General features: G+C 29.8%; 27 protein-coding genes. 7 read left to right on the forward strand and 20 right to left on the reverse strand.

Annotated features, from left to right (window positions below):
• Positions 1-142 precede the first annotated feature (142 nt).
• The 3 genes from CRN98_RS03040 to CRN98_RS03050 all read left to right on the forward strand — a co-directional run bounded on the left by CRN98_RS03040 (position 143) and on the right by CRN98_RS03050 (position 2,516).
• Positions 143-892, forward strand: coding sequence for a hypothetical protein (locus CRN98_RS03040; protein ID WP_097025949.1), 750 nt, complete (start codon positions 143-145; stop codon positions 890-892).
• Positions 885-1,685: a protein-glutamine gamma-glutamyltransferase gene (locus CRN98_RS03045; protein WP_097025950.1), complete on the forward strand. Its 801-nt coding sequence runs from the start codon at positions 885-887 to the stop codon at positions 1,683-1,685. The genes CRN98_RS03040 and CRN98_RS03045 overlap by 8 nt, the downstream gene beginning before the upstream one ends.
• 183 nt (positions 1,686-1,868) lie before the next feature.
• Positions 1,869-2,516, forward strand: coding sequence for a sulfite exporter TauE/SafE family protein (locus tag CRN98_RS03050; protein ID WP_242960793.1), 648 nt, complete (start codon positions 1,869-1,871; stop codon positions 2,514-2,516).
• 259 nt (positions 2,517-2,775) lie between these two features.
• Here CRN98_RS03050 and CRN98_RS03055 read toward each other — a convergent pair whose 3' ends face one another.
• Positions 2,776-3,957, reverse strand: coding sequence for an iron-containing alcohol dehydrogenase (locus CRN98_RS03055; protein WP_097025952.1), 1,182 nt, complete (start codon positions 3,955-3,957; stop codon positions 2,776-2,778).
• A gap of 331 nt (positions 3,958-4,288) precedes the next feature.
• On the opposite strand from CRN98_RS03055, the gene aspD reads away from it, so the two are divergent.
• The gene (gene aspD / locus CRN98_RS03060; RefSeq protein WP_097025953.1) at positions 4,289-5,917 is read left to right on the forward strand and encodes an aspartate 4-decarboxylase; all 1,629 of its coding nucleotides are present in this window, start codon (positions 4,289-4,291) and stop codon (positions 5,915-5,917) included.
• Between the two features lie 816 nt (positions 5,918-6,733).
• Here the strand turns inward: aspD and CRN98_RS03070 are convergent.
• From CRN98_RS03070 to CRN98_RS03080, 3 genes are read right to left on the reverse strand one after another with little or no spacing between them, the layout of a single operon-like run.
• Positions 6,734-7,351 carry a GDYXXLXY domain-containing protein gene (locus CRN98_RS03070; RefSeq protein ID WP_097025955.1) on the reverse strand — a complete coding sequence of 206 codons (618 nt, stop codon included), beginning with the start codon at positions 7,349-7,351 and terminating at the stop codon, positions 6,734-6,736.
• Positions 7,335-8,417, reverse strand: coding sequence for a DUF2157 domain-containing protein (locus CRN98_RS03075; protein WP_097025956.1), 1,083 nt, complete (start codon positions 8,415-8,417; stop codon positions 7,335-7,337). Before CRN98_RS03075 ends, CRN98_RS03070 begins: the two co-directional genes overlap by 17 nt.
• On the reverse strand, positions 8,398-8,886 hold the full coding sequence (locus CRN98_RS03080; RefSeq protein ID WP_097025957.1) for a helix-turn-helix transcriptional regulator: 489 nt from the start codon (positions 8,884-8,886) through the stop codon (positions 8,398-8,400). The genes CRN98_RS03075 and CRN98_RS03080 overlap by 20 nt, the downstream gene beginning before the upstream one ends.
• A 430-nt stretch (positions 8,887-9,316) precedes the next feature.
• Between CRN98_RS03080 and CRN98_RS03085 the strand changes: the two genes are divergently transcribed.
• Entirely contained in the window at positions 9,317-9,802 is a 486-nt protein-coding gene (locus tag CRN98_RS03085; protein WP_097025958.1) for a hypothetical protein, read from the forward strand.
• A 215-nt stretch (positions 9,803-10,017) separates the two neighbouring features.
• Here CRN98_RS03085 and CRN98_RS03090 read toward each other — a convergent pair whose 3' ends face one another.
• The gene (locus CRN98_RS03090; RefSeq protein WP_097025959.1) at positions 10,018-10,545 is read right to left on the reverse strand and encodes a GNAT family N-acetyltransferase; all 528 of its coding nucleotides are present in this window, start codon (positions 10,543-10,545) and stop codon (positions 10,018-10,020) included.
• Positions 10,546-10,792: 247 nt separating this feature from the next.
• On the opposite strand from CRN98_RS03090, the gene CRN98_RS03095 reads away from it, so the two are divergent.
• Positions 10,793-11,899, forward strand: a complete 1,107-nt coding sequence (locus tag CRN98_RS03095; RefSeq protein WP_097025960.1) for a clostripain-related cysteine peptidase — start codon at positions 10,793-10,795, stop codon at positions 11,897-11,899.
• A 785-nt stretch (positions 11,900-12,684) separates the two neighbouring features.
• On the opposite strand, the gene CRN98_RS03100 is transcribed toward CRN98_RS03095, so the two are convergent.
• The 10 genes from CRN98_RS03100 to CRN98_RS03135 form a co-directional block, all read right to left on the reverse strand.
• Positions 12,685-13,188: an NUDIX hydrolase gene (locus CRN98_RS03100; protein WP_097025961.1), complete on the reverse strand. Its 504-nt coding sequence runs from the start codon at positions 13,186-13,188 to the stop codon at positions 12,685-12,687.
• Between the two features lie 118 nt (positions 13,189-13,306).
• Positions 13,307-13,540: an MFS transporter gene (locus CRN98_RS17455; protein WP_143331270.1), complete on the reverse strand. Its 234-nt coding sequence runs from the start codon at positions 13,538-13,540 to the stop codon at positions 13,307-13,309.
• Between the two features lie 28 nt (positions 13,541-13,568).
• Positions 13,569-14,612: an ArsR/SmtB family transcription factor gene (locus CRN98_RS03105; protein WP_097025962.1), complete on the reverse strand. Its 1,044-nt coding sequence runs from the start codon at positions 14,610-14,612 to the stop codon at positions 13,569-13,571.
• A gap of 193 nt (positions 14,613-14,805) precedes the next feature.
• Complete coding sequence (locus tag CRN98_RS03110) at positions 14,806-15,543, reverse strand: MBL fold metallo-hydrolase (RefSeq protein ID WP_097025963.1); 738 nt, start codon at positions 15,541-15,543, stop codon at positions 14,806-14,808.
• A 14-nt stretch (positions 15,544-15,557) separates the two neighbouring features.
• The gene (locus CRN98_RS03115) at positions 15,558-16,139 is read right to left on the reverse strand and encodes a pentapeptide repeat-containing protein (RefSeq protein ID WP_097025964.1); all 582 of its coding nucleotides are present in this window, start codon (positions 16,137-16,139) and stop codon (positions 15,558-15,560) included.
• Positions 16,140-16,349: 210 nt separating this feature from the next.
• Positions 16,350-16,619, reverse strand: a complete 270-nt coding sequence (locus tag CRN98_RS03120; RefSeq protein WP_097025965.1) for a hypothetical protein — start codon at positions 16,617-16,619, stop codon at positions 16,350-16,352.
• 134 nt (positions 16,620-16,753) lie between these two features.
• Positions 16,754-17,173, reverse strand: coding sequence for a hypothetical protein (locus CRN98_RS03125; protein WP_097025966.1), 420 nt, complete (start codon positions 17,171-17,173; stop codon positions 16,754-16,756).
• Positions 17,174-17,486: 313 nt separating this feature from the next.
• On the reverse strand, positions 17,487-17,702 hold the full coding sequence (locus CRN98_RS17460) for a hypothetical protein (RefSeq protein WP_143331271.1): 216 nt from the start codon (positions 17,700-17,702) through the stop codon (positions 17,487-17,489).
• A gap of 427 nt (positions 17,703-18,129) precedes the next feature.
• Complete coding sequence (gene recQ, locus CRN98_RS03130) at positions 18,130-20,298, reverse strand: DNA helicase RecQ (RefSeq protein ID WP_097025967.1); 2,169 nt, start codon at positions 20,296-20,298, stop codon at positions 18,130-18,132.
• Positions 20,270-20,602, reverse strand: coding sequence for a hypothetical protein (locus CRN98_RS03135; RefSeq protein WP_097025968.1), 333 nt, complete (start codon positions 20,600-20,602; stop codon positions 20,270-20,272). The genes recQ and CRN98_RS03135 overlap by 29 nt, the downstream gene beginning before the upstream one ends.
• A gap of 119 nt (positions 20,603-20,721) precedes the next feature.
• Between CRN98_RS03135 and CRN98_RS03140 the strand changes: the two genes are divergently transcribed.
• Positions 20,722-20,991, forward strand: a complete 270-nt coding sequence (locus CRN98_RS03140; RefSeq protein WP_242960795.1) for a GtrA family protein — start codon at positions 20,722-20,724, stop codon at positions 20,989-20,991.
• A gap of 205 nt (positions 20,992-21,196) precedes the next feature.
• Here CRN98_RS03140 and CRN98_RS03145 read toward each other — a convergent pair whose 3' ends face one another.
• The 5 genes from CRN98_RS03145 to CRN98_RS03165 form a co-directional block, all read right to left on the reverse strand.
• Entirely contained in the window at positions 21,197-21,817 is a 621-nt protein-coding gene (locus CRN98_RS03145; RefSeq protein ID WP_242960797.1) for a DUF2238 domain-containing protein, read from the reverse strand.
• On the reverse strand, positions 21,795-21,995 hold the full coding sequence (locus tag CRN98_RS03150; protein WP_097025969.1) for an alpha/beta-type small acid-soluble spore protein: 201 nt from the start codon (positions 21,993-21,995) through the stop codon (positions 21,795-21,797). Before CRN98_RS03150 ends, CRN98_RS03145 begins: the two co-directional genes overlap by 23 nt.
• A gap of 77 nt (positions 21,996-22,072) precedes the next feature.
• Positions 22,073-22,522 (reverse strand): hypothetical protein, encoded by a 450-nt coding sequence (locus CRN98_RS03155; protein WP_097025970.1) that lies wholly within the window; start codon positions 22,520-22,522, stop codon positions 22,073-22,075.
• Positions 22,523-22,692: 170 nt separating this feature from the next.
• Positions 22,693-22,896 (reverse strand): cold-shock protein, encoded by a 204-nt coding sequence (locus CRN98_RS03160; protein ID WP_097025971.1) that lies wholly within the window; start codon positions 22,894-22,896, stop codon positions 22,693-22,695.
• 111 nt (positions 22,897-23,007) lie between these two features.
• Entirely contained in the window at positions 23,008-24,429 is a 1,422-nt protein-coding gene (locus tag CRN98_RS03165; protein WP_097025972.1) for an APC family permease, read from the reverse strand.
• Positions 24,430-24,448 lie beyond the last annotated feature (19 nt).

Consider the following 24,448-nt stretch of genomic DNA (forward strand, 5'->3'; position numbering starts at 1 on the left):
CTATTACTTCCAATCAAACTCGATTATCTTCTCCTACCTTGTATTAGCATTTATTTTTTTATTCATTTCTATAATGCTACAGGTACCTACTAATGCTTCTTTGCATAATATGTATTGTAATTATTAAAAAGGTGGAATACATGTGTTTAGAGAAACTTTAACTTCTAAGTCCCTGTTAAATAATATAAACCTTAATGACACTCCTGAAAAATTAATTAAAAATTTTTATGAATTGACTAAGTATGTTGGACTTGATAAAGATTGTGATAAAACTTTTGATAAGATTGCAGCTATTTTAATATGCAATTATAAGGATAAAAGCATTTTACCTGCTGTGGCAAATGCTATTTTTTTACGTCATAGAAAGGGGCTCTTTACTCATAATTTAATTTGGGCATTTTTTGAAGCGCGAGAGCCCTCTAGTTTAAATCTTATTGGTAGTAAACTTCAATCATCAAACTTAAAAGATATTGAACTGGCAGAAGAGCTCTTATCATTTATACCTGGAATAAATGGTTACAGAAATACAACTAATCTTAATAAATATCTACATTTCACCAATTGGCTAGAAGACAATGAATTATTTTTAAAATATACTGGGGAAAGTTTTCAACTTACAACTAATCCCTGTCCTTACACTATAATTTATCCTGCTAAATATATTTGCAAAAGAGTATCAGTGGATACAGGGAAGCCTATAACCTCCTTAACAAAGTATGAATTTAATCTTTTAGATGAATTTAATAAATTAAATAATGATTTTCAAAAACTTCTTTCAAACTTTTCATATGCTGTGTATCGTCAAAACTTGTACTTTTGGAACACTTGGATTCACTCCCCAATTAAATCTCAAATAAGAAGTGCTAGAATGGGAGGAATTTATTATGATTAAAATTTCTGGAAACAAACTTGATACAAAAGATATTATGCAAAAGTACTCATCAAATAGTATAGCAACTAAAATTATTAGCATACTTGACTCAAGCAGCACTGAATACGAATATGAATCATTAAAGGAGCTAGAATTTGAAATAAATCTTAGACTTAACATTATAAAAGCTGCCATAGAACTTTACAGAAGTGGTTTGTCCTTTGAAACCTTTGAAAATGCTAAGGCTAACGAGAAATACTGGGAACTCACCCCAGAAGGAGGCTTTTTATTAAAAGATGGAGTAAAAGCTTCTGATGCAATTAAAGATATTTATGAAAATGGATCTCAATATGCTACTGAATGTGCTACAGCTATGGTAATTTTATATTATAAGGCACTTTTAAACATATATCCTGAAGAACTGTTTAATAAAGTTTTTCCTAAAATTCACTTGATGAATTGGCACTATATTAATAGAGAACTTCGTCATATTGGTTACGTTGAAAAATATCCTGACTATTTACCTGGTGATCGTAGATATTTCAAAAATCCAGATGTGAATCCTGAAACTCCTGAATGGCAAGGTGAAAATGTAATTGACTTAGGTAATGGTACCTATTATGGTCATGGCATAGGTATAGGAGATGCTAATGATATTATAAATGCACTAAATGAAAATAGAAAAGAAGGCTCAACAACCTCTGCTTATTTTATGGATGTGGCCGCTCGCCCTAACTTTAAGCTATTATTTAGAATATATGATAACTTCATCTCTCAAAGTCAAGCTAGAAGATTTAACAGACTCTACTTATAATAGATTATTTTAAAAATATTTATGTCCTCCTTAGAATATATATATTTTATAAAGAAAAATTTCAGTATTAACTATTAGCCAAAAGGAGGGCTTTATATTATAACTATCTTAACCATCTTATTACTGGGCTTATTAATATTAACAACTAATTTTTTAGAAGGACTTACAGGTTTTGGTTCCACGGTGCTTGCTATGCCTTTTGCCATAATGTTAGTTGGAATAAATATAGCAAAACCCGTTCTTACAATTGTAGGTTTACTTCTTTCATTTTATGTTGTCATAATCTCTTATAAAGATATTTTATGGGATCACTATTTTAGAATTGCAGTTTTCGTAGTTTTAGGTCTTCCAGTTGGTATGTGGCTATTTAACAAATTACCTGAAAGCACACTAAAAAAGATACTTGGAGCATTTATGATTGTAGTTTCAATAAGAGGATTATTTATAACTTATAAAGGAAGTAAACATGTTAAGTCTATAAATAGTTCTATATTAAATATATTTTTATTTTTAGGTGGATGCATACATGGTGCCTTTTCCTCTGGAGGGCCCTTTGTCATACTTTATGCTTCAGAAAAACTCCCAAATAAAATTAACTTTAGAGCAACTCTCTCTATGATTTGGCTTACATTAAACAGCATTATAGTATTACAAAGTACTCTAAGTCACAGGATTAATCCCGATGTTTTAAAACTCTCCTTTTACACTTTACCCTTCTTAGCAGTAGGTGCAGTCCTTGGGAACTTGGCTCACCACAAGATTAAAGATGGAGCTTTTACGAAGATAGTTTATGTAGTCTTATTTATTTCAGCATTATTTATGTTCAAGTAAAAGGAAATTACGACATTTTAAATGTTGAACCTATTGTATGAGATTTGCATTGTAGAAGGCTTTGAACAAGCATTAGAAGTTCTTTATTTCTGAATTTAAAGCATCGTTAAGAATTTTCTACTGTCTGAGCGACAGCGAGTTTAGAAAATTTAGGTGATTTAGATTCAGAAATATTAGAACTTCTTTACGCAGTGAACGCTTTCCTAAATGCGAATCTCATACGGTAGGTTAAACATTACTTTAAAATGTCGTACTTTTTCTATAGGCAGTTTTCGTAAATTTTTACTACTTCTTCATAGGATAACTTATATGGATCTACTGTAAATAAGCCTCCCATTGTTTCCATTGCATTTTTAGCAAGCTTTGGAGCTTCTTCTTTTTTAATTCCAAAGTCAGATAACTTTAAATCTTCCATGCCTATGTTTTTAATTAATTTTTTCAATGCTGTTATAAATGCCTGTGCCCTTTCTTCATCAGTATTTCCTTCTACTTTTTCTCCCATGGCATCTGCAAGTGCTATAAATCTATTTGGGCACTTTGATGCCATGTAACTAAAGTATGAAACAGATAGACAAATTAAACCTGCTCCATGAGGCAGTTCTGGGTGATATGCACTTAATGCATGCTCCATTGAATGATGAGAAATACATGAAGATAAAGATTCCACTATTCCTGCTGCAGTATTTGCCCATGCAACTTCGGTGCGCGCTTCTATGTCATTGCCATCCTTTACAGCTATAGGTAAACTCTTAGTTATAAGTTTTACTGCTTCTAATGCATGTGAATCACTTGCTGGCTGATTAACGGATGCAAGATATCCTTCTGCTGCATGAAAGAAAGCGTCCATACCTTGATAAGCAGTAAACTTAGGAGGTACACTTACCATAAGCTCAGGGTCTACTATTGATAAAGTTGGAAAAGTAGATTTACATCCAAAACCTATCTTTTCATTTGTATCAGTTTTTGTAATTACTGTCCATGGGTCAGCTTCTGTTCCAGTACCTGCCGTTGTAGTAATTGCAACAATTGGAAGTGCATTATTTTTTACTTTTTCCCCTTTCCCACTTCCTCCTGATATATAATCCCAGTATTCACCTTCGTTGGTTGCCATAAGTGCTATGCTCTTTGAAGAGTCAATAGTACTTCCTCCACCAAGTCCAATTATAAAGTCACATTTATTTTTCTTTGCAACCTTAGCTCCTTCCTCAACATGCTCAACTATAGGATTAGGCAATATTTTATCAAACACTATGGCTTCAACACCATTTTCTTTTAAGTAATCAATTACTCTATCTAAATAACCATATTTTTTAACAGAAGTTCCTGCACTTATAACAAGTAACGCCTTTTTACCAGGCAAACTTACCTTTGCAAGCTGCTTTAAAGTTCCTGCCCCAAATATAACTTCTGTAGGCATATAATAACTAAATCTTTTTTTCATATTTAACACTCCCTTACAATAATTAACAATTACACTTCTTAGTATAGCTATTTAAATAAAACTATTCAATATATAATTTTTAAACAATTTATCAACTTTTAAAGAAAATCTCCCAGTGAATTGAGTTGTGCTGATTTACAGGGAAATTATAAACTTCTATAAATCGTGCAAGTATGAAATAAGTATAACTTCTTATAATATAGATAATCATAATTATAGTATCTAATCGCTATATACTTTATTTAAGATTTTAATTAAATAAGCTCTAAAGATTGGAGATTAAATATAAATCAAATTCCATAAAAATTATCAAAAGGAGGTCTCAAGGTTTATGGATAGTCAAAATATAGAGCGTGAACAAACAAAAAATATCTATGGCAATATAAGCCCCTTTGAGCTTAAAAATAAATTAGTTAGTCTTGCAAAGGAGCAGGCAGAAAAAAGTACTCGTACTTTACTTGATGCTGGAAGGGGTAATCCAAATTGGACAGCTGCAACTCCTCGTGAAGCTTTCTTTACCTTTGGTTTGTTTGCTGTAGAAGAAACCCGTAGAGTTTGGGATCAAGGTGATTTAGCGGGAATGCCTCAAACGGAAGAACTTTATACTCGTTTTAAATCTTACATATCAAGTCACAAAAATTCACCGGGAATAGAGCTTTTAGACAACATTGTAGATTATGGCATAGAGCACCTTAAATTTAATCCTGATGATTTTTTGTATGAACTTGCGGATGGAATTATTGGGGACAATTATCCTGTACCAGATAGAATGCTTATACATACAGAAAAAATTGTTAATGAATATCTTATTCAAGAGATGTGTTATAATAAGCCTCCTGAAGGGAAATTTAAATTATTTGCTGTGGAAGGTGCCACTGCTGCCATGTGCTATATATTTGATTCCTTAATTGCAAATAAGTTATTATCTAAAGGAGATAAAATTGCTTTAATGGTGCCAATCTTTGCACCTTATCTTGAAATTCCTCATTTGTCTCGCTATGATTTTGATGTAGTTGAAATTAATGCATTAGATACCGCAGAAGATGGAACTCCCACTTGGCAATATCCAAAATCTGAGCTTGAAAAACTAAAGGATACAAATATTAAAGCATTATTTGTGGTTAATCCAAGTAATCCTCCTTCTGTGGCAATAAAACCTGAATCTGTTAAGGAACTAGTTCAAATCGTAAAGGAATATAATCAAAATTTAATGATTATTTCTGATGATGTCTATGGCACTTTTGTGGATGATTTTCGCTCTTTAGTAGCAGATTTGCCTTATAATTGTATTGGTGTCTATTCCTTTTCAAAATACTTTGGTGTTACTGGATGGCGACTTGGAATTGTAGCATTACATGAAGAAAACATTTTTGATAAGTTATTAAAAGATTTACCAGAGGATAAGAAGAAAGAGCTATGTCACCGTTATGAAGCACTTGCAGATGATCCAGAGGATATTTCTTTTATTAATAGAATGGTAGCCGATAGTCGACAAGTAGCCCTAAACCATACAGCTGGATTATCAACACCTCAACAAATACAAATGGCTTTTTTCTGTTTATTTGCTTTAATTGACAAGAATAATAAATATAAACAACTTACAATGGATATTTGTCGTCGTCGTCAAAAGCTGTTATTTGATAGTTTAGGCTTAAACTTAAAAAAAGATCCTTATGATGCTTCTTATTACACAGAATTTAATTTGTTAGATTGGGCATACAATTATTATGGAGATGATTTTGCAACGTATTTAAGAGAAAATAAAAAACCAGTAGATATTTTATTTCATTTAGCTAAAAAATCTTCTATAGTGTTATTAGATAGTTCTGGGTTTCATGGACCAGAATGGTCCGTTAGAATATCTCTTGCCAATCTTCAAGATGAGGATTATGTAAAAATTGGAGAAGTTCTTCATACTGTTCTTGATGATTTTGTAGCAGACTGGAAAAAAGGTTTTTAGGTACGAGTAAAAGGAAAATACGACATTTTAAGATAATGTTGAATCTACCGTATGGGATTTGCATTTAGGAAAGCGGTTCGCTGCGCAAAGAAGCTCTAATATTTCTGACTTTAAACCACCTAAATTTTCTAAACTCGCTGTCGCTCAGACAGTAGAAAATTCTTTACGGTGTTTTAAAGTCAGAAATAAAGAGCTTCTAGTTGCTTGTTCAATGCTTTCTACAATGCAAATCCCATACTATATATTCAACATTAAAAATATCACTGAAACTGCTGAAGGAAGGAATTTCGCTTTGGCGAAAGTTCCTTTTAAATAGGTACTTATCAAAGGGCTGGGAAGCCCGCAGACCGATAGGTCGTAAAATATTAATTACTCAATTTTTATTAACAACATTTTATCATACTGACCTATCTTTAACTTATAAATTAAATTTTTTTGTTCATATCGCTTATTCATTACAAGTTCTTGTAACTTTCCGGGCTACCGCCCTAAAAGATTTTTATGTAGCAAGTGTTAAAATATTTTAGAAATTCAGCTCACTGAATTTCTTCCTTAAGCAGTTTTCATGAAGAGATATTTAATGCTAGGGAGTATAGAATTTTCATCGTAGAAGGTATTGAATGAGCTTTAAAACGGCTTTATTTATAAATTCAAAATACCGTTAAGAGCCTTCTACTGTTTGAGCGGTAGTGAGTTTAGAAGGCTTAGGTATTTTAAATTTATAAATATTAGCCGTTGTTAGCAAAATGAACCACCTTCATAGATGAAAATTCTATACTCCCCCAACATTAAAAATGTCGCAATATTTCTAAATGGTTACTTTGCAATTACTTCCTTTAACAATGAATATCCCTTATACACTTTTACTTTTGCTAAAAGTTCTCCCTTTAATGCTTTATCTTCTAAATCTTTGCCTGTATTTTCAGGCACAAAGTATTTATCCAGGGAATAATCCACATTAATTCCAATAGCTTTTGGTACTATATATTTTCCCTTTTCCTTATCAAAATTTTGATCTTCTTTGTCTGGCATTTCTTGAAGAGTATATCTATACTTTGCTTTAAGGTATATTCCCTCATTAGGTTTATTTAAAGACACTTTATCTATTTCATAAAAGCTTTTATTTTCTTTTAAAATTACATATAAGTCTTTCTTTCTAAGCTTTCTGAAAGGTTCGTATTCTTCTTTATCATCTCTAATGCTTAAAATACTGTCGTCAAGTTTGTCTAAAGTAACCTCATTAATTTCATAATTTAAATATACATAATCTCCTCTAAACACATCTCTAGGATCAAAAGGTTTTGTTTTTATGAGTATTTCACTTCCCCAAGCGTTTGCTATAGCGGGCTTCACTGTCATAGAAAGTAGTACAATAAATGGTATTAAAAATGCCATTAGATATTTAAATTCTCTTCTTTTAGTTATTTTTTTCATCTAAGGCACCTCCTAAATTCTTTCTAAGTCTTTCAAAGTAATAACCAAAACCTAATAATATAACTCCTCCAACAACGAAGAATATTGACTTTGGCATGAAGTCATATAAGGTATCAAAATAATATCTTAAAATCAAAGCACATACAAATATTAGTGGTACTAATAGTCCCTTTTTAACTAAAGTTAGTAAATACACTAGTAAAAGAATTCCACAGGTAATTGCTACTACATTTCCGTTACTTATAAAAGTTAATTCTTGCCAAGCGTGCTTTGAAGTTAAAAATAACCCACTTATTCCTAATGTTACAAGTCCTTCAAATTTAAATACTTCTAAGTTTAAATTATGCTTTGTATAATACATTGCAAGACCTATTACAAAGAAAATTAATATTACATATATAGCTTTCACATCTATATAATTTAGGAAGTATAGTAAAAAGTTTAATCCTACTAAGTTATTGAAAAATGTTACTATTTTTGAGAAATTAAAATACTTATTTCCTGCATATAAAATGGATAAAATTATTACTGAATAAGCTATTATATTATTATTAAAACTTCCATTAATATACACCATAAATAAAATGTGAGTAAATATAAATATAATCTTTTCTCTTAAAAATAATCCTATCGGTATTGCCCCTATGGTCCATAGTAGGAAAGATTGAGTAAATTCTCCGCCGAAGTGAAATATTTGCTCCATTAAAAATATTCCTGCTCCATAAATCAATACACTTAAATATAGTAATGCCTTTGAAGTTTTAGGGTATGACTTTTCTAATTTAAATGAAGCAAATATTGAAAGTCCAAGAGCTAAAATGATGATACTTACCTTAAATGGTTTGTTAATATACATCCAGTTACTTGAAACAAAACTTAAAACTCCAAGTCCTACTAAAATTGCTCCAATAGTTACTAGAATTTTTATGAAGTTCATTGATGATTCTTCTTCATAAAAGGTCATCATGTCCTCTACTTGTTCTTTAGTAATTATTCCTCTATCTCTTTGCTCATTAAATTCTCTTAAAATAAATCTGTAACGATCTTTACTCAATTTCTTCTTCATTATCTTTTCCTCCTTCCAAAAGGTCTTTAAATTGTTTTAAAATATAATCCTTATCAAAAGAACTGTACCATCTTCTGTTATTTCCATCAATTATCCTGTAATGTGAACTTATTATATTCTTTTGAAGCTTAAACTTCCCTTCTATATTAATATCTCTCCAAAACGCTTTGCCACCTCCAGTCATATTTTTAGGTGTAGCCATATTTTGAAATATTATGGTTTCTATTAGCTCTATAGGTTCATCCCCTAAAATCATTTTTAAAATTTCACTTTCTCTAAAAAGTCCACATACTGCAATAACCAGTGTCCAAGAAGCTTCTGTTCTTTCCTTTTCTATTTGAATTAATGTTTTCTTGGAAATTCCAAGCACTTCAGCCATCTTATCTTGAGAGAAGTTGTACTCACTTCTTATAAGTCTAAGTTTTTTAGAAACTATGCTGATAAGTTCCTCTTGTGTTAAGCCCTCCATGTTATCACCTCTATAATATTCTTTGAGCAAATAAAGTTTTACGATATTTCAACGTGTATATTTATATCTTTAGTGTAATTTTACACTATTATTATATGTTTTACAATATGATTTCTGGTACATTTCTTCGACAAAGTTTGAGAAAAATTAAAACAGAAAATTGTGATTCAATCTCCTGTTTTAATTTTGAGTTATCTCATTTTTTATTTAAATTTAGCTTATCTAAATCAGATAATTTAACTTACCCTATTCACTTTTTAAACACAATATTATATCTAATTTAAGCTTACTTTCATATTATGATAGTAGCTAATGTGATTTAATCATTAACCAATTATTAAAGTTTTACTAAACCAAAACTTTAATTATAAAAGTACTAGTTAATGCTTATTAATCACTTACTACAAAAAAATTCTAGGAGGATTTAACTATGGAAGTAATTGATGGAACAAATTGTGCTACAATAACCTTTGAATGTAATGGAAATTTAACTTGTATACCTGATACAAATTTAGGCTTTACAACAGTGGTATTTCCAGGATGGCTAACTCTTACGAATCATCATGGAAATTTTTCCAACGAACCATCTCCAATTGCCATAGCATTTTGGCTTGAAGAAAAAGATTTTCCTGATACTTCACGTAATATAACTTTTACAAATGCTGTTTCAAGCATAGAACTTTTTTATACTTCTTTTGTTCCTATAAGTATTAATGCATATGATGAAGATAATAATTTGATTAAATCAGTCACTGGTCCTGCAAATTCTAATGATTGCTTTAATACTTGGGATCCTCTAAGTGTTATAGCTTCCCAAAATATAATTAAGCGAATTAAAATTACAGGTAATGCATGTGAAACAGGTATTGATAACCTTACTGTATGCACAACGGCTAGAGGACTTGTAGCAGAATAATAGTAGAAGTTTACAAGACAATTTAATCTCCAATTTTTGGTGACTAATCTCTAGTTTATAAAAATATATTAACTATAAAGATTAGTGAATAGTCATAAAAAAAGGTATGCTAATTATTCTTTTAGCATATCTTTTTCATATTTATTTATAATTTAAATTTAATATAACATAATAACCAAGGTACGCAGAAAATCTTAATTCTCAATATATTTTCACTAAACTTCCTCCCTAAAAGCCGCCATGATTATTTCATTATAATATTTTCCTTCCTTAAATATCTCATCTTTTAAAACGCCCTCTACTTTAAATCCACATTTCTCATAACTTTTCTTAGCCCTCTCATTAAAAGAAAATGTACTTAATCTTATTTTGTTAATATTCATATTTTTAAAAATGAACTGCATTAACACTTTCATTGCATCTGTGCCATATCCCTTGCCCCAATAGTCTTTGTCTCCAATCATTATTCCGACTGTTGCAACACGTGATATCCAATTCACCTTTTGAATGCCACAACCTCCAATATATTTATTAGTTTCTAAATGCTCTATAGCAAAATTATATTCACCATTTTCATTACCAGTTTGAGATCTTATCCAAGCCTCTTCCTCCCACAAGCTCATTGGAAATGGTATAGTTGTAACTAAAAACTTTTTAAGTTCCTTATCATTAACAAATCCTGTTGCTATTTTAATATCTTCTTCCTTGTAAGCTCTTAAACAAACTTTGTTTCCATAATACATTATAATCTAGCCCCCTAATATTAAATATCTATTCAGTATATTTTACCATATAATGCAATATATAATAAGGAGGGGATTTTTCACTATCTTCAAGTATATTCAATCATTTTAACATTTTAAACATAACCTTATAACTAATTTAAGCTTAGCTTCATATTATGATACTAGAAAGTTCTTTCCCAATTTAAATACTTTAGGAGAACTTGATTATGAAATTGCACTACAAAACTTTAAAAGGATGATTTACATGAATAGAATAAAAAAGTGGACTATTTTAATTTATGCTGATGGCAACAATGAAATGGTGGATGCTATATACAAAAATATGTTAGACTGTGAAAAAATTGGTTCTAATGAAGATGTAAATGTAGTTATGCAAATTGGGCTTATAAATTCTAATAAGTCCACTGATAAAAATAACTGGGTTGGTGTAAGGCGATATTATATGCAAAGTCCTACCTCTTTTTTAATTCAAGACTTAGATAAAGCTAATATGGCTGACCCAAATAATTTATATGAATTCATAAAATGGGGATTTAAAAATTATAAAGCTGAAAAATATATGATTGTATTATCTGATCATGGTTCAAATTTTATAGGGTGCATGACGGATTTAAGCTTAAATATACCTTATATTATGGGAATACCTGAAATGATTGAAGCAATTAATTCTGCTGGAAAAAATTTAGGATGTGAAATTGATGCGTTGGTTCTGGATATGTGCTACATGAATTCTGTTGAAATTGTTTATGAATTGGCACAGCATGATAAAAGTACAATCAAAAGTATGGTAACGTACATTAGTCATGCTCCTTATGAAGGGTTGCCCTATGATAAGTTTGTGTCTTTAGTTACCAAATACAGTAGCATCCAGGATTTAAACTTATTTTTAAAACACTTAATCGAAGACCTAAATTTATCACTTACAGCATATGAAATAAATCATAAAAAGCTAGAAAGAGTTAAAAAATTATTTAATGATTTTGCGTATTCTTATATCTGTAGCAAAGATTCGAAAGACCAATCTGTTACTGATTTAATAAAAAACGCTCCTCCTGAAAGCAAGTTTTATAACTTTATAAGAAATATTAATGAATCCTTATCCACGATAATTATATATAGCAATGAAGATTTTAACGGTCTAAATAAATCCATTGAAATAATCTCAAAGGATATTACAAGCTTAATATCTTTTTACTTTAAACTTTCTTTTGCTAAAGATAATTATTGGATAAATTTACTAACTCCCGATCCATTAGCTACTAATTTACTCCCTAAAAACAAAGTTAATGTAAGGCCCGAAACCTCATCAACACCAGTTGTACACTATATGGTACCCTTTAAAGGAAATTGAGACAGTTTTAAATATTGAATCTATCGTATGGGATTTGCATCTAGGAAAGCGTTCATTTCGCTAAGAACGGCTAATATTTATAAATTTGAAATACCTAAGCCTTCTAAACTCGCTATCACTCAGACAGTAGAAGGCTCTATACTGTATTTTAAATTTATAAATAAAGCCGTTCTAAAGCTCATTCAATGCTTTCTACGATGCAAACCCTATACTTATGTTCAATATTTAAAATATCATTCAGACTTACTGACTGAAGGAACAAATTTCGCTTTGGCGAAATTTCTTTTTTAAATTGATACTTATCAAAGGGCTGATAAGTCCGGAGACCGACATGTCGCAAAATATTAACTGCCTTATTTTTTATTAGGAATCTTTTATAGTACTACCTTATCTTTAACTTACAAATTAAATTTTTTCATTTATTTCATACAAGTTATTGTAACTTCCCGGGCTGCCGCCCTAAAAGATTTTTAAGTACCAAGTCTTAAAATGTTTTAGAAATTCAGCTCATTGAATTTCCTTCTTTAGCAAGTATAGGTGATATTTTTAATGTTGAATATAGTATGAGATTTGCATTGTAGAAGACTTTGAGCAAGCATTAGAAGCTCTTTATTTCTGAATTTAGAGCACCGTTAAAAACTTTTTACTGTCTGAACGACAGCGAGTTTAAAAAGTTTAGGTGATTTAAATTCAGGAATATTAGAGCTTCTTTGTGCAGTGAATGCCTTCTTAAATGCAAATCTCATACGGTAGGTTCAACATTAATTTAAAATATCGTACTATTTCTACATCGTTACAGTTTTTAAAAATTCTAAATCTCTTTCTTTTATAAATTTTCCCATGTATTTCTCTGGGCTATCCTTCTCTAAAATGGAGATTGCTTCATTTAAACTTACCCATTCTAATATAAATCCATTATCTTTTTCTTCTTCTGTAAAGGATGTTTCTTGATATTCTCCAATTACTTTACATAAATAACAATAGGAAATCTGTAATTGTTTGAATCCATTTCTGTACTCAATTATCATTCCTAATTCATTTAAAACATTTATTTCTACTCCAACTTCCTCCATTAACTCTCGTCTTAGTGCAGTGATTATATCTTCATCTTTTTCTATTCCACCACCAGGGAGTTTGTGATAATTGTCTTTAGAAACATTTAATAATGCAATCTTATTTGCCTCATTAAATACAATAGCTCTTGAAGCCTTTCTTACTTTGTAACTAATCTCTTCATAAGTTTCTTTATTTGTAATGTCCTTTTCAGTTATCTCTCTTATTAGTTTCATATTGTTCTCTCCTTAAGTAAATATCCTATTATATCATTATTTTAAGTTCTCTATAATTATAATTCCATATCTTTTATTTTAGGATGCATAAAAACCAGTATTGATAAAGTTGAATTAACTAAAATTGACTTAATATGTTCATAAGCAAAGCTGTAATATATATTAACTCTACAGAAAGAGCGTTAAAAATAGATAAAAGCCCCATGATACCTATAAGTAACCCTCTTGTAAAATCGCAAAATAATAATATCTGCTTACGATTCATTCTATCTGAAATAGCTCCAGAAAAAGGCTGAAGCAGGTTGGGTATTTTCTTTAAGACTAGGTGCCTGACATCTATTATTAAGCTCAACACTAGTCCTCATTTATATCCCCCCTTCTTAACCTTTCAAGAAATTAAAGAATTCATTTGAAAGAGTTTCAATTGCCCATTTATTTATTTGATATAACCCATTGTTTGTTGTTACTAATCTAGCGGATCTTAAAGTAGACAAATGATGATGAAGTGAAGATTTTGGAATATCCAATTGTAGTGCTAAGTCCTGTAAAGTTTGTTCACTTTCAAATAATATTTTCATGATTTTCAAGCGAGTTTCATCTCCTAATGCCTTAAACTTTAAAACAAGAAAATTATCCGGGGTCAATTTATCATCTGGATAAATACTTTCATTTGAAATAGGATAATAAAATACTTTAGTATTTTCAAAGTCTGCTTCAATATTCCAAGGACGATAAATATAATGAGGTATCAATAAAACCCTTGTAACAGATGGTTCTGAAACGTAATTTATTCCTCCAGTTGACCATTTAACAAATTCTTCTGGCTGAAGCTTATTAAGCATTGAATTTTTCATAATAATATCTCTTTCAAGAATTTTTTTATAGGACTCTTTTTCTTCTAAAATTACTTCATTAAACCATTTCGTTATAACTGATATGAGGTGACTCTTAAGAAAATTGGAATCTATGCTAACAATAAAATCGATATATTTAGGAAAGAATATATTGGATTTTGTAAATTCAGTTATTTTTTCTAATGCTGTTAAATCTCCCTTAGCTGCACTTAATCTAATTTCCTGCATCTCCATTCCTAAATACGGAATACAGTAAAATTTTAATTTTTCCTCACTAAGATTTTCTACAAATGTTTTAAAAGATTCTAAATCCTGTCCTTCATAATAATGTAATAATTGTAATAGTGCCTTCCAAGTATTATGTTCTGAAACGTAGTCAAGTTCTTTCCTTAATTCTTTGGATTGTATTTTAAACGCCTTACTTTTTAATGGCATATCTTTTTCAAGGCTATCTTTTAATCTTTCGTTTGTAACTGCCGCAATCCCTAATGCACTTTCTAATAGCAGTGAATATTTCATTTGAATTTTATATGTTTCCCTTTTTCCTTTTGATAAATCAATAATATTCATTTTATCTCCACCTTATTTAATTGATAGGTATATTTTAACATTATAGAATTTAAAATTCAACACTTTTCGAATAAATCATTTAATAATTTTCAAATTTAATATTTTATATTTTTGGAATTATAGATAAGAACATCATTTTAGAAGCTAACTGAAAAATGCAATGGTGTTCCCCTTATGGAAAACACCATTGCATTTAAATACACATTTTATGTACTATCTTTAAATTTTCCTTATGTATTTTTCTTTCATACTCTGATTCAAATTTCACTTCTTCATTGACTTGTAAAGATTTTAAATATTTGATTGTGTTTAGCAGATCTTCTTTTGTTATCTCTAATGTATGACTTGCTACGATTTTCTTTGGATTATAACTTAAATAATTTTTTAAAGTGTTAATATATGTATCAACATCATCACTTTCAACATATATTATTGGTTTTTCTAAGTTATCCCCTACATATAATATTTTTTCCTCATGATCAAATATAGAAATACTATCAATAGTATGTCCAGGACTATAGAATAATTCTATTCCATCATCTTCAAAAATAATCTTTTCTTTAAAAGTTATATTTGGCAAATGCTTTTCTGCCTCTCCAAATATATATTCACTATTTTTATTTATCTGCTCTTCCCAAAATTTATCTAGTAATTTTCTGCACATCTCATGACTTATTATATTACGCCCCTTAAAACTACAGTTTCCCCATACATGATCCCAGTGGAAATGAGTATTGATAACTATAACTTCCTTATGCTGTGAAATTTTATTTATTTCATTTATAATTGGTTTTATACTATTGGATCCACAAAAGGTGTCAATAAGATAAATTTTGGATTTCTTTTCTATTAAAAAAACACTGGTTAAATAATTTTCAATATCGTCATAAACATAAGCAGTAGATTTTCCACTAATTTGTTTAATTTCCATAGCTTAACCCCTTTTTATTTTACAATTATATTAAAATGCCTTAAAAGCAGCATAGCCTCTGGCATAGTAAATACTGCTTTTTTAACTATATTATTTAATGGATTTATATCATAATTCTTAGCATCAGAAAAGTTTGTCTTTGACAAGTTTGAATTATCAAATATAGTGCCATCCAAACTTGAAGATGTAAAATCACATTCTGATAAATCGGTTCCCACAAAATCACTTTCAAGTATGTTAGAATTTTTAAATAGGGTCTTTTTTAATTTTAAACTAGAAAAATTGCAATTTTGAACTAAGCAATCTTGAAAGCCTATTTCTAGTATAAAGGTATCGCATTTATTAAAATTTACTCCTACTAATTTACAACCTTTAAACTTCACATTTCTTAGCTTTACATCATCGTATTTAACTAATGATAAATTACATTCATTAAAAGTACAGTCTTCAAACTTTGAGTTAGAAAAGTCTGTTTGTGTAAAATCGCAATTATTAAACTCACAATTTATAAAAGTTTTATCTGCCACATATTCACTGATTTTTTTTAATTGACTAAATGTCAAATCTTCATATTCTCTTTCTTGTGATATTTCCATTAACTTTATTCTCCTTTTAATATCCCTTATATAATACACATTTGCTCTAATTAACTTTATTTCCTTCTCAATTATATTTTAATTAGTGTTAAAAGTAAAATTAAAAGGTACCAGAATATGTTGAAATCTTACACTTGTAAAAATTTCATCTAATTCTAGTACCTAATATATTTGCACAAGCACATAAAAATTTGCTTATAAATTTCACCTTTAACTCAAATATACGTCTGTAACCTTTGCTACATAATCATCTAGTCCTGATTGAGCAACCACTATAATGGATTTATCTATATTTCCTGAGATTTTAGCTCTATAAGCCTCTCCGTTAACATTGTCAGCATATTTATCTCTTTCTACAGTTATTGCATTATTACTTGCTACTCCATATTCTTCAAGTATTTGAGTAACTCTAGCTTCTACATTTCCTGTTGGACATTCTAATATTTTTATTCTTTCAATTGCATCATCTATTTTTGCCATGATTATTCCTCCTTGAATATTTTTACTCTCACCGTTTAGTATTTCCTTTTATATGTCTTTAATTCCTTAAGAAGCATTCCCTTATATAATGCTGAGTAAATTAGCTTATAATTATAATCCACATAATCATTTAGCTACATTACATATTCTTTAGGAAGTATATCGTTTACAGCTCCTATTCTTAAAGCAATATCATAACACATCAGCTCGTTCACTCCATAAATTTCGCTAATATTATTATAAATAATGTTAAATAGCATTTCAAAGTCACTTATATCTTCACTAAATATATCTTCTTTTATTTTGCATAAGCTTGTCTCTATTTCATCCTTTATCATATCAGGTATATTGCACCAACTTTTATGTTCTTTAAATTCAACGCCGCCATTTTCATTCAAAATTATATAAATTCCCTGTGATGCACAATATAATAAATCTAATTTAGATAGCATTTTATTATTATTTAAGTATTGTCGTAATAAGCCTTGATAATTATTTTTACACTCCTCAATTAATAAACTTAATTCTCTTTCTTCCATGATCCTTAAATTCATCTTATTACCCCCATACATAATATATAAAAATGCAGTGCATTTTTTAAATTATAATTAAAGTATTAACTCTAGCACCAAAACATTCCTACAATTCTAACTATTCTGACATATTCACTATTATATCACTAATTTCAAAAAAATCAAATTATTATTCATATGTACTAAAAGGAAATTGCGACGTTTTTAATGTTGAACAGGTCGTATGGAATTTGCATTTAGGAAACCGTTCACTACGCAAAAAAGCTCTAATATTTCTTCGTTTTAAAGCACCTAAACCTTCTAAACTCGCTTGAGCTCAAACAGTAGAGGGTTCTTAACGGTGCTTTAAAGTCAGAAATAAAGAGCTTTTAATTGCTTGCTCAATGCTTTCTACAATGCAAATTCCATACTTGTGTTCAACATTAAAAATATCTTCATCCACACTGCTGGAGGATGGAATTTCGCTTTGGCGAAAGTTCCTTTTAATAAATTGATACTTACCAAAAGGCTGGTAAGCCCGCAGACCGATAGGTCGAGAAATATTAATCATACAATTTTTTATTAGGAACCTTTTATCCTACTCTCGTACCTTTAATTTATAAATTGAATTCTTTCTTTTATTTCGTACAAATTCTTGCAACCTCCAGGGCTGCCGCCATAAAGGATTTTTATGTGCTTATTACTAAAGTATTTTAGAAATTCAGCTATCTGAATTTCTTCCTTTAACAGTTCACATCAAAAACTTTTTAATGCTCTGGAAGCATAGAATTTTCATCGTAGAAGGCATTGAATGAGCCTTAAAACGGCTTTATTTATAAATTTAAAATACCGTTAAGAGCCGCCTACTGTCTGAGCGACAGCGAGTTTAGGCGACTTAGGGATTTTGAATTTATAAATATTAGCCGTTTTCGGCGAAATGAACGTCTTCCTAGATGAAAATTCTATACGACCCAGAGCATTAAAAACGTCGCCTTATTCTATAGTTTACACAGCGCTGCTTTGATTGCCATATAGTCAACTTCATCAGGTAAGGCTTCTTTGATAGGCCTCAACTTTTCCGCACCTATATTTTTAATTGTTTCATAAATAAGACTTCTATACTTTTCTGGGATAAATTCATCTAAATTAACTTCTAACCCTTCAAGAAAACATTTTATAATGTGATCTTGTACAGTTGTAATTTTTAAATTTCTCTCTTCCGCTATTTTGTTTAAAGATTTATCTTCTTTATACATGTTAAAACTTATAATATGACTTGGAACCTTTTCTTCTATATACTCATCCTGTGCATTTTCATTTGACTTTCCTTTTACTTCTTCTTTTGATACTTCTTCTACATGCATTTCCTGTATAGACGGAGCTATTTTAATGTCATTTTCATCTACATACTTGCTTATAACTTCTAAAAACTCATCTCCATATCTTTGAAGCTTTGTTTCTCCTACTCCTTTAATTTTAAGTAATGATGCTTTATCTAAAGGTAAATATTCACTTATTTCACGAAGAGTGCTATCCGGAAAAATGATATATGGCGGAACTTTTTCTCTTTCAGATATAGCTTTTCTAAGGGTTTTTAAACACTGGAATAGAGAGTTATCCACCTTTTTCTTCTCTACTTTCTTTTGAATTTTATTAAACACCTTTTCATTACCTTTAAGCACATCTAACGCCCTTTGAGTAAGCCTTACCACTGGGAATTCACTTTCTGTAAGACACAAGTATCCTTCAGCAATGAGTACATTTGTCATATTTTTAATTTCTTTTTCGCTATACTGTTTCATTATTCCATAGGTAGATAGCTCATCAAATCTCTGATCCAAAACCTTTTTATTTTTAGAACCCTTAAGTACTAACGCTACAAGACTTGTTCCAAATCTTTGACTCATTCTTGCAATACAGGAGAATATTTTTTGTGCTTCTATGGTGATATCTACACTTTCCCTATCATCCTTGCAGGAGCTGCAGTTATCACAATTTTCCTTAAGGTCATGCTCTCCAAAGTAATCTAATATATATGCCCTAAGACATCTCTGCGTATGACAATAGTCCGCCATCATTTGAATTTTTTTATATTCTCCAATTTTTCTTTCATGTGAATTTAAGTTTTGCTGAGCTAAGTATTTTTGAAGTACTACATCTTGCTCTGAAAATAATAATATACATTCACTAGGCTCTCCATCTCTTCCCGCACGTCCAGCTTCCTGATAATAAGCTTCCATAGTTTTAGGCATATTAAAATGAATTACGTATCGAACATTGGATTTATCTATTCCCATACCAAAGGCATTAGTTGCAACAATAATGCTCACGTTATCATACAAAAAATCCTCCTGATTTTTACTTCTTTCTTCTTCACTTAAGCCTGCATGGTATTTTCCTACTTCAAATCCTCTCTTATTAAGCAATTCATAAATGCTTTCAACTTCTCTTCTAGTTGCAGCATATATAATTCCAACCTTATCTTCATTATTTTTTACATAATCTAAAATATAATCCTTCTTATCTACACCTTGTACCACAGATAAATAAAGATTTTCTCTATCAAAGCCCGTAATATATTCGTTAGGATCTCTTAAATCAAGAAGTCTAATTATATCTTCCTTTACCTCTCTTGTAGCTGTAGCAGTAAAAGCTGCAATGATAGGCTTGTTTGGCATATTTTTTATAAATCTTGAAATTTCTCTATAACTTGGTCTAAAATCATGCCCCCATTGAGATACACAATGAGCTTCATCTACTGCAAGTAAGGAAATATTCATGCTTCTTAAAACTTGACAAAACCCTTGAGATTCAAGTCTTTCTGGAGCAACATAAAGCATTTTATATTCTCCATTTTTCACTTTTAAAATCCTATCTTCTACCTCTAAATTACTTAAGGAACTATTTATATAGGTAGCTTTTATACCCATATCATTTAGAGAATCCACTTGATCCTTCATAAGAGAAATAAGCGGAGATATGACCAAGGTTAAACCATCCAATATAAGAGAAGGAATTTGATAACATATAGATTTCCCCGCTCCTGTAGGCATAATAGCCAGTGTATCCTTTCCATTTAAAATACTTGTGATGCTCTTTTCCTGTCCTATTCTAAACTCAGAATATCCATAATACTTTTTAAGTAGCTCTTTTGCCTTTTGTAACAAATTGATTACTCCCTTTCTTGATGTATACCACAAAATTTATATAATTTTTTTTAATTGCACCTAAATTAAATTCCTGACAATAAGATGCATTTTTATATCCAATATAGGTAGTACTAAAAACCTTTATAGCTGAACCTATAAATAATATTATCATACTTATCTTTATAAATTTAAAATTATTTAAAAATATTTTGCTATCATAGAACTGTAAAAAAGAATATACACTATATACACTCATAAGTAATAGTGATGGAAACATAATTTTATAAGTCCCAGCAAAACGTGCATCTGCTACTATCAGCATTACTTGCGCACTAATAGCATTTATATAGCAAAATAAGATAAATGGATATCTGTCCCTAAGTAGAATTGATACAGAAACATATATGAAATTTAGTGGTAATGCCTTAACAGGATTTATAAATGAAAAGTATTATGAAAGAGTTAATTATAAATAAAGATTCGAGAAATCAATTTATAAAATATCTATTTGTTGGAGTATTTACTGCTTTTTTTGAACTTTTATTATATGCTTTTTTAAGAAAGGTAGTGTATCTAAACTTAACTTTATCGAATATTATTGCCGTTGTAATTGCAACGGCTATTAATTTTTTAATTAATAGAGGCTGGTCATTTAAATCATCATCAAATTTATCTAAAAGCTTAATGTTATATTTAATCTTATTTTTTTAAATACAGTTTTTAGTACCTTTGCAATTGCTTCTATGGTTAAACTAAAAATATTAGATATCGTTGCAAAATTCATCACTATGTGCATTATAACTGTATGGAATTTTATTATTTATCGAAAGATAATTTTTAAATAAATATTAAAAACAAATAATAAACCAGGAAAATAGGATGCTTATTCCTATATACTCCTGGCTAACAGTATTTTTTATAATTTAACATTATCTTTCCGCTTATAAAAATAATATATTATCGAAGTAATAAGCGCTGTTACTGTTTTTATAAGAAGATCTCCTGCCGTATCCTCAAGTCCATTTTCTGTCATATGAGTTTTAAACAAATAATCTCCTGTAGCTTCAAATATTTCCCATAAAACACCTATTGCAATTGAAAACCCAAATGAGAATATTATATCCACCAAAATAACTACTTTTTTATTAATTTGTTTCTTTGGTATATTGATGCTTTTATATATGCAAATACCAATTATAAATAAATAGCATCCAGCTACACCGTGCAAAAACAAATCCCACCACCAAAAATTATAAAAATTCAAAATTTCTCCACAATACTGTGCTAAAATAATAAAAACTACTGCTACTAGTTCAAAACTTTTAGGCAAAACTATGTTATTTTTGCTTGCAATATATTTAATAATGAAGGGAGCCGTAAGTACAACCATAGCTAATATACATAAGAATACATCCTTCCATTGCTTTATAACAAGATTAGCTATAGCTGTACCTATTAAAATCACTTCAAAAACTGCAGCTATTATTACAGCTTTTGTTATTTTAAATTTATTTTTAAAACGTTGTCTTTTTTTCAATTAAATTTTTCTCAAAGCTTTCTACAGCATTCTTGGTAAAGTTTCCACCTATCGCTCCCCCAACCATGCCACATTCTTTAGAAGTTTTGTTTCCCCAATAGCCATCCTTTGGTATTTCTATACCCATCACTATTGCTTGATCTGTTTTATTATGAAGCTGATTTAGTGTCTCATCCATACTTTCACCACCTTTGGCTATTAGTATGTGTATTTTGCATGGTTTTAATTCTTATATGCTTTAAATCTTTCTTGCCTTTATAAATACCTAGACATGATTTCTAGATATCTATCTGATACCTGAGGACAAACTTGTAATATATTATCAATTACATAATCAATGTTGCTGTCATCTACTTTTTTAGCCTTAATATTTTCATTAACCATTACTTCTTCTGTATTTAAAGCATTATAAATTGGATCTACAATTGGATTTTCTATAACATCAGGTCCTTCTATACACTTTTCTGAAAAGTATAATTGCCCTTCATCGGCTATAAGTTGTCCATATGCATATTCCTTAGAATCATATTTTGTATGTTCCACATGTTTTAAATCTAGTTTATTTTCCTCTTCTTTTCTTGTTAAAACACATCTTACTTCTAATTCTAATAATCTCTCCTTCATATGATCAGAGAAACTTTCTCCAAATTCACTAATAAACTGTTTCATAGATATAGTTTTTTTTAATTTATAATTTTTTCTCAACGCTATTCTCCTTTTTACAATATTTTTCTATAAGAATATATTTTAATTATATACAAATATAAAAACCACCTTTATAAAGGTGGTAACCATTTAATGCTTACAAATCATTGTATATAAGAGAGTTCCTAGCCTAATAGCATAGGAACTCTTAATACACTATAAAACTATATTTAAAGTTTTACAACATTAGCTGCTTGAGGTCCTCTGGATCCCTGCTCTACTTCAAATTGAACGCTTTGACCTTCTTCAAGATTTTTTCTTCCTTCATTACCTTGAATAGCTGTGAAGTGAACAAAAACGTCATCTTCTCCTTCAACGGAAATGAATCCAAATCCTTTTTCTGAATTAAACCATTTTACTGTTCCTGTTTTCATTATATAGTATTCCTCCTAAAATTAAAACACTTTTATAATTGATATAACTTATTTCTATCAATAGTGCTTTTTCATTAATATTACTAGTATACCACAATAATTAAAAATTAATCATACATTTAAGTAAATAGTTGATTTTTTATTTTGAATAATCATAAATATAAATCCTATAGCAAACCATAAAGCCACAATAATCCATTCCACAATATTTAAAGCTGCAGGGCTTCCTGGAATAATTAATAATCCTATAATAGTAAGTGAAGTGATGCAAGCTAAAACTATTCCAGGTTTTCCTCCAGGAACTTTATAAGGCCTTTTCATTTCAGGTTCTGTACTTCTCATACGAAGACAAGCAATACTCACCATAAAGCACGCAATTATGAATGCTAATGAACTAACCTTAGTAAGTGGTATCAGCATATTTTTACCTAAGAATGGCCCTATTACCGTAAGAATTGCCATTAAAATATTAGCAATCTTTGGAGTGCCATTTTTTTCATCAAGTTCTTCAAATCTTTTAGGAAGTAACCCCTTGCGACCCATAGCAAGTAAAATTCTTGTAGTAGCTCCAAAAAAAGAATTCATAGGTCCAAGCGGCCCCATAATGGCAATAAATATCATTATTTTTGAAAAAACTTTAAGACCAATTACTGATAAAATAGTTAACGCTGGAATATTATAAGTTACAAATTCTTTCCAAGGAACTATTGTACCAAAGGAATATATGCATACTACATAAAATATTCCTGAAGCTAATAATGCCATGCTAATAATTTTGCCAAACTTGTTCCAATCCAGTCCCTCTGCCGCTTCTTCAGCTTGTTGTGGAATTGTATCAAAGCCTGCATAAAAAAATGGCGTTATAACAAGAACCTGCAAAACTCCCATCCATATGTTTTTAGATTTACCTCCTTCAGAAATCCCCTCATATATTGGCTGTATATTTTGCGGACCTCCTTTAAAGAAAGAAATACCCATTGCAATTACCATGCCCAAAAGCAATAACTTAGTTAAAAATCCTTGAAGCTTTGCTGCTTCTGAGGCTCCTTTAAAGTTTAGCATAATAACATAAGTTGCAAATATAAGCGATATAATTAACGTAGGAAGATACACTGTAGCTCCCATAATTTTATATAATGGAATTATTTTGAGCATAGGTATAAATTCACCAAGCAGAGAGGATATTGCAATTGCTTCCCAAGGACAAAGTATTCCATTACCTAAAGCAAGAAACCATCCTGTAAAATATGCTGCTTTATTTCCAAAAGTACGTGAAACATATTCGATTATCCCTCCTGAAACAGGAATTGCAGAGGTGAGTTCTCCAAAAACCGCACCTACGGGAAGTAAAAATAAAGACCCTATGATAAATGCAATTATTGCAGCTGTAGGTCCTCCACCTATAATCATCCAATCTCCAACAAGTAAAACCCAACCAGTACCAATAATAGCACCAAAGCCTATGGTAAAGTAATTCCATAAAGAAAGAGTTTTTGTCATTTTACTTTCTTTAGCTACATTTTGATCAGACATTTTTATTTCCCCCCTTCTT

The organism is Clostridium peptidivorans (assembly GCF_900205925.1).
GTDB classification, from domain to species: domain Bacteria; phylum Bacillota; class Clostridia; order Clostridiales; family Clostridiaceae; genus Clostridium_AK; species Clostridium_AK peptidivorans.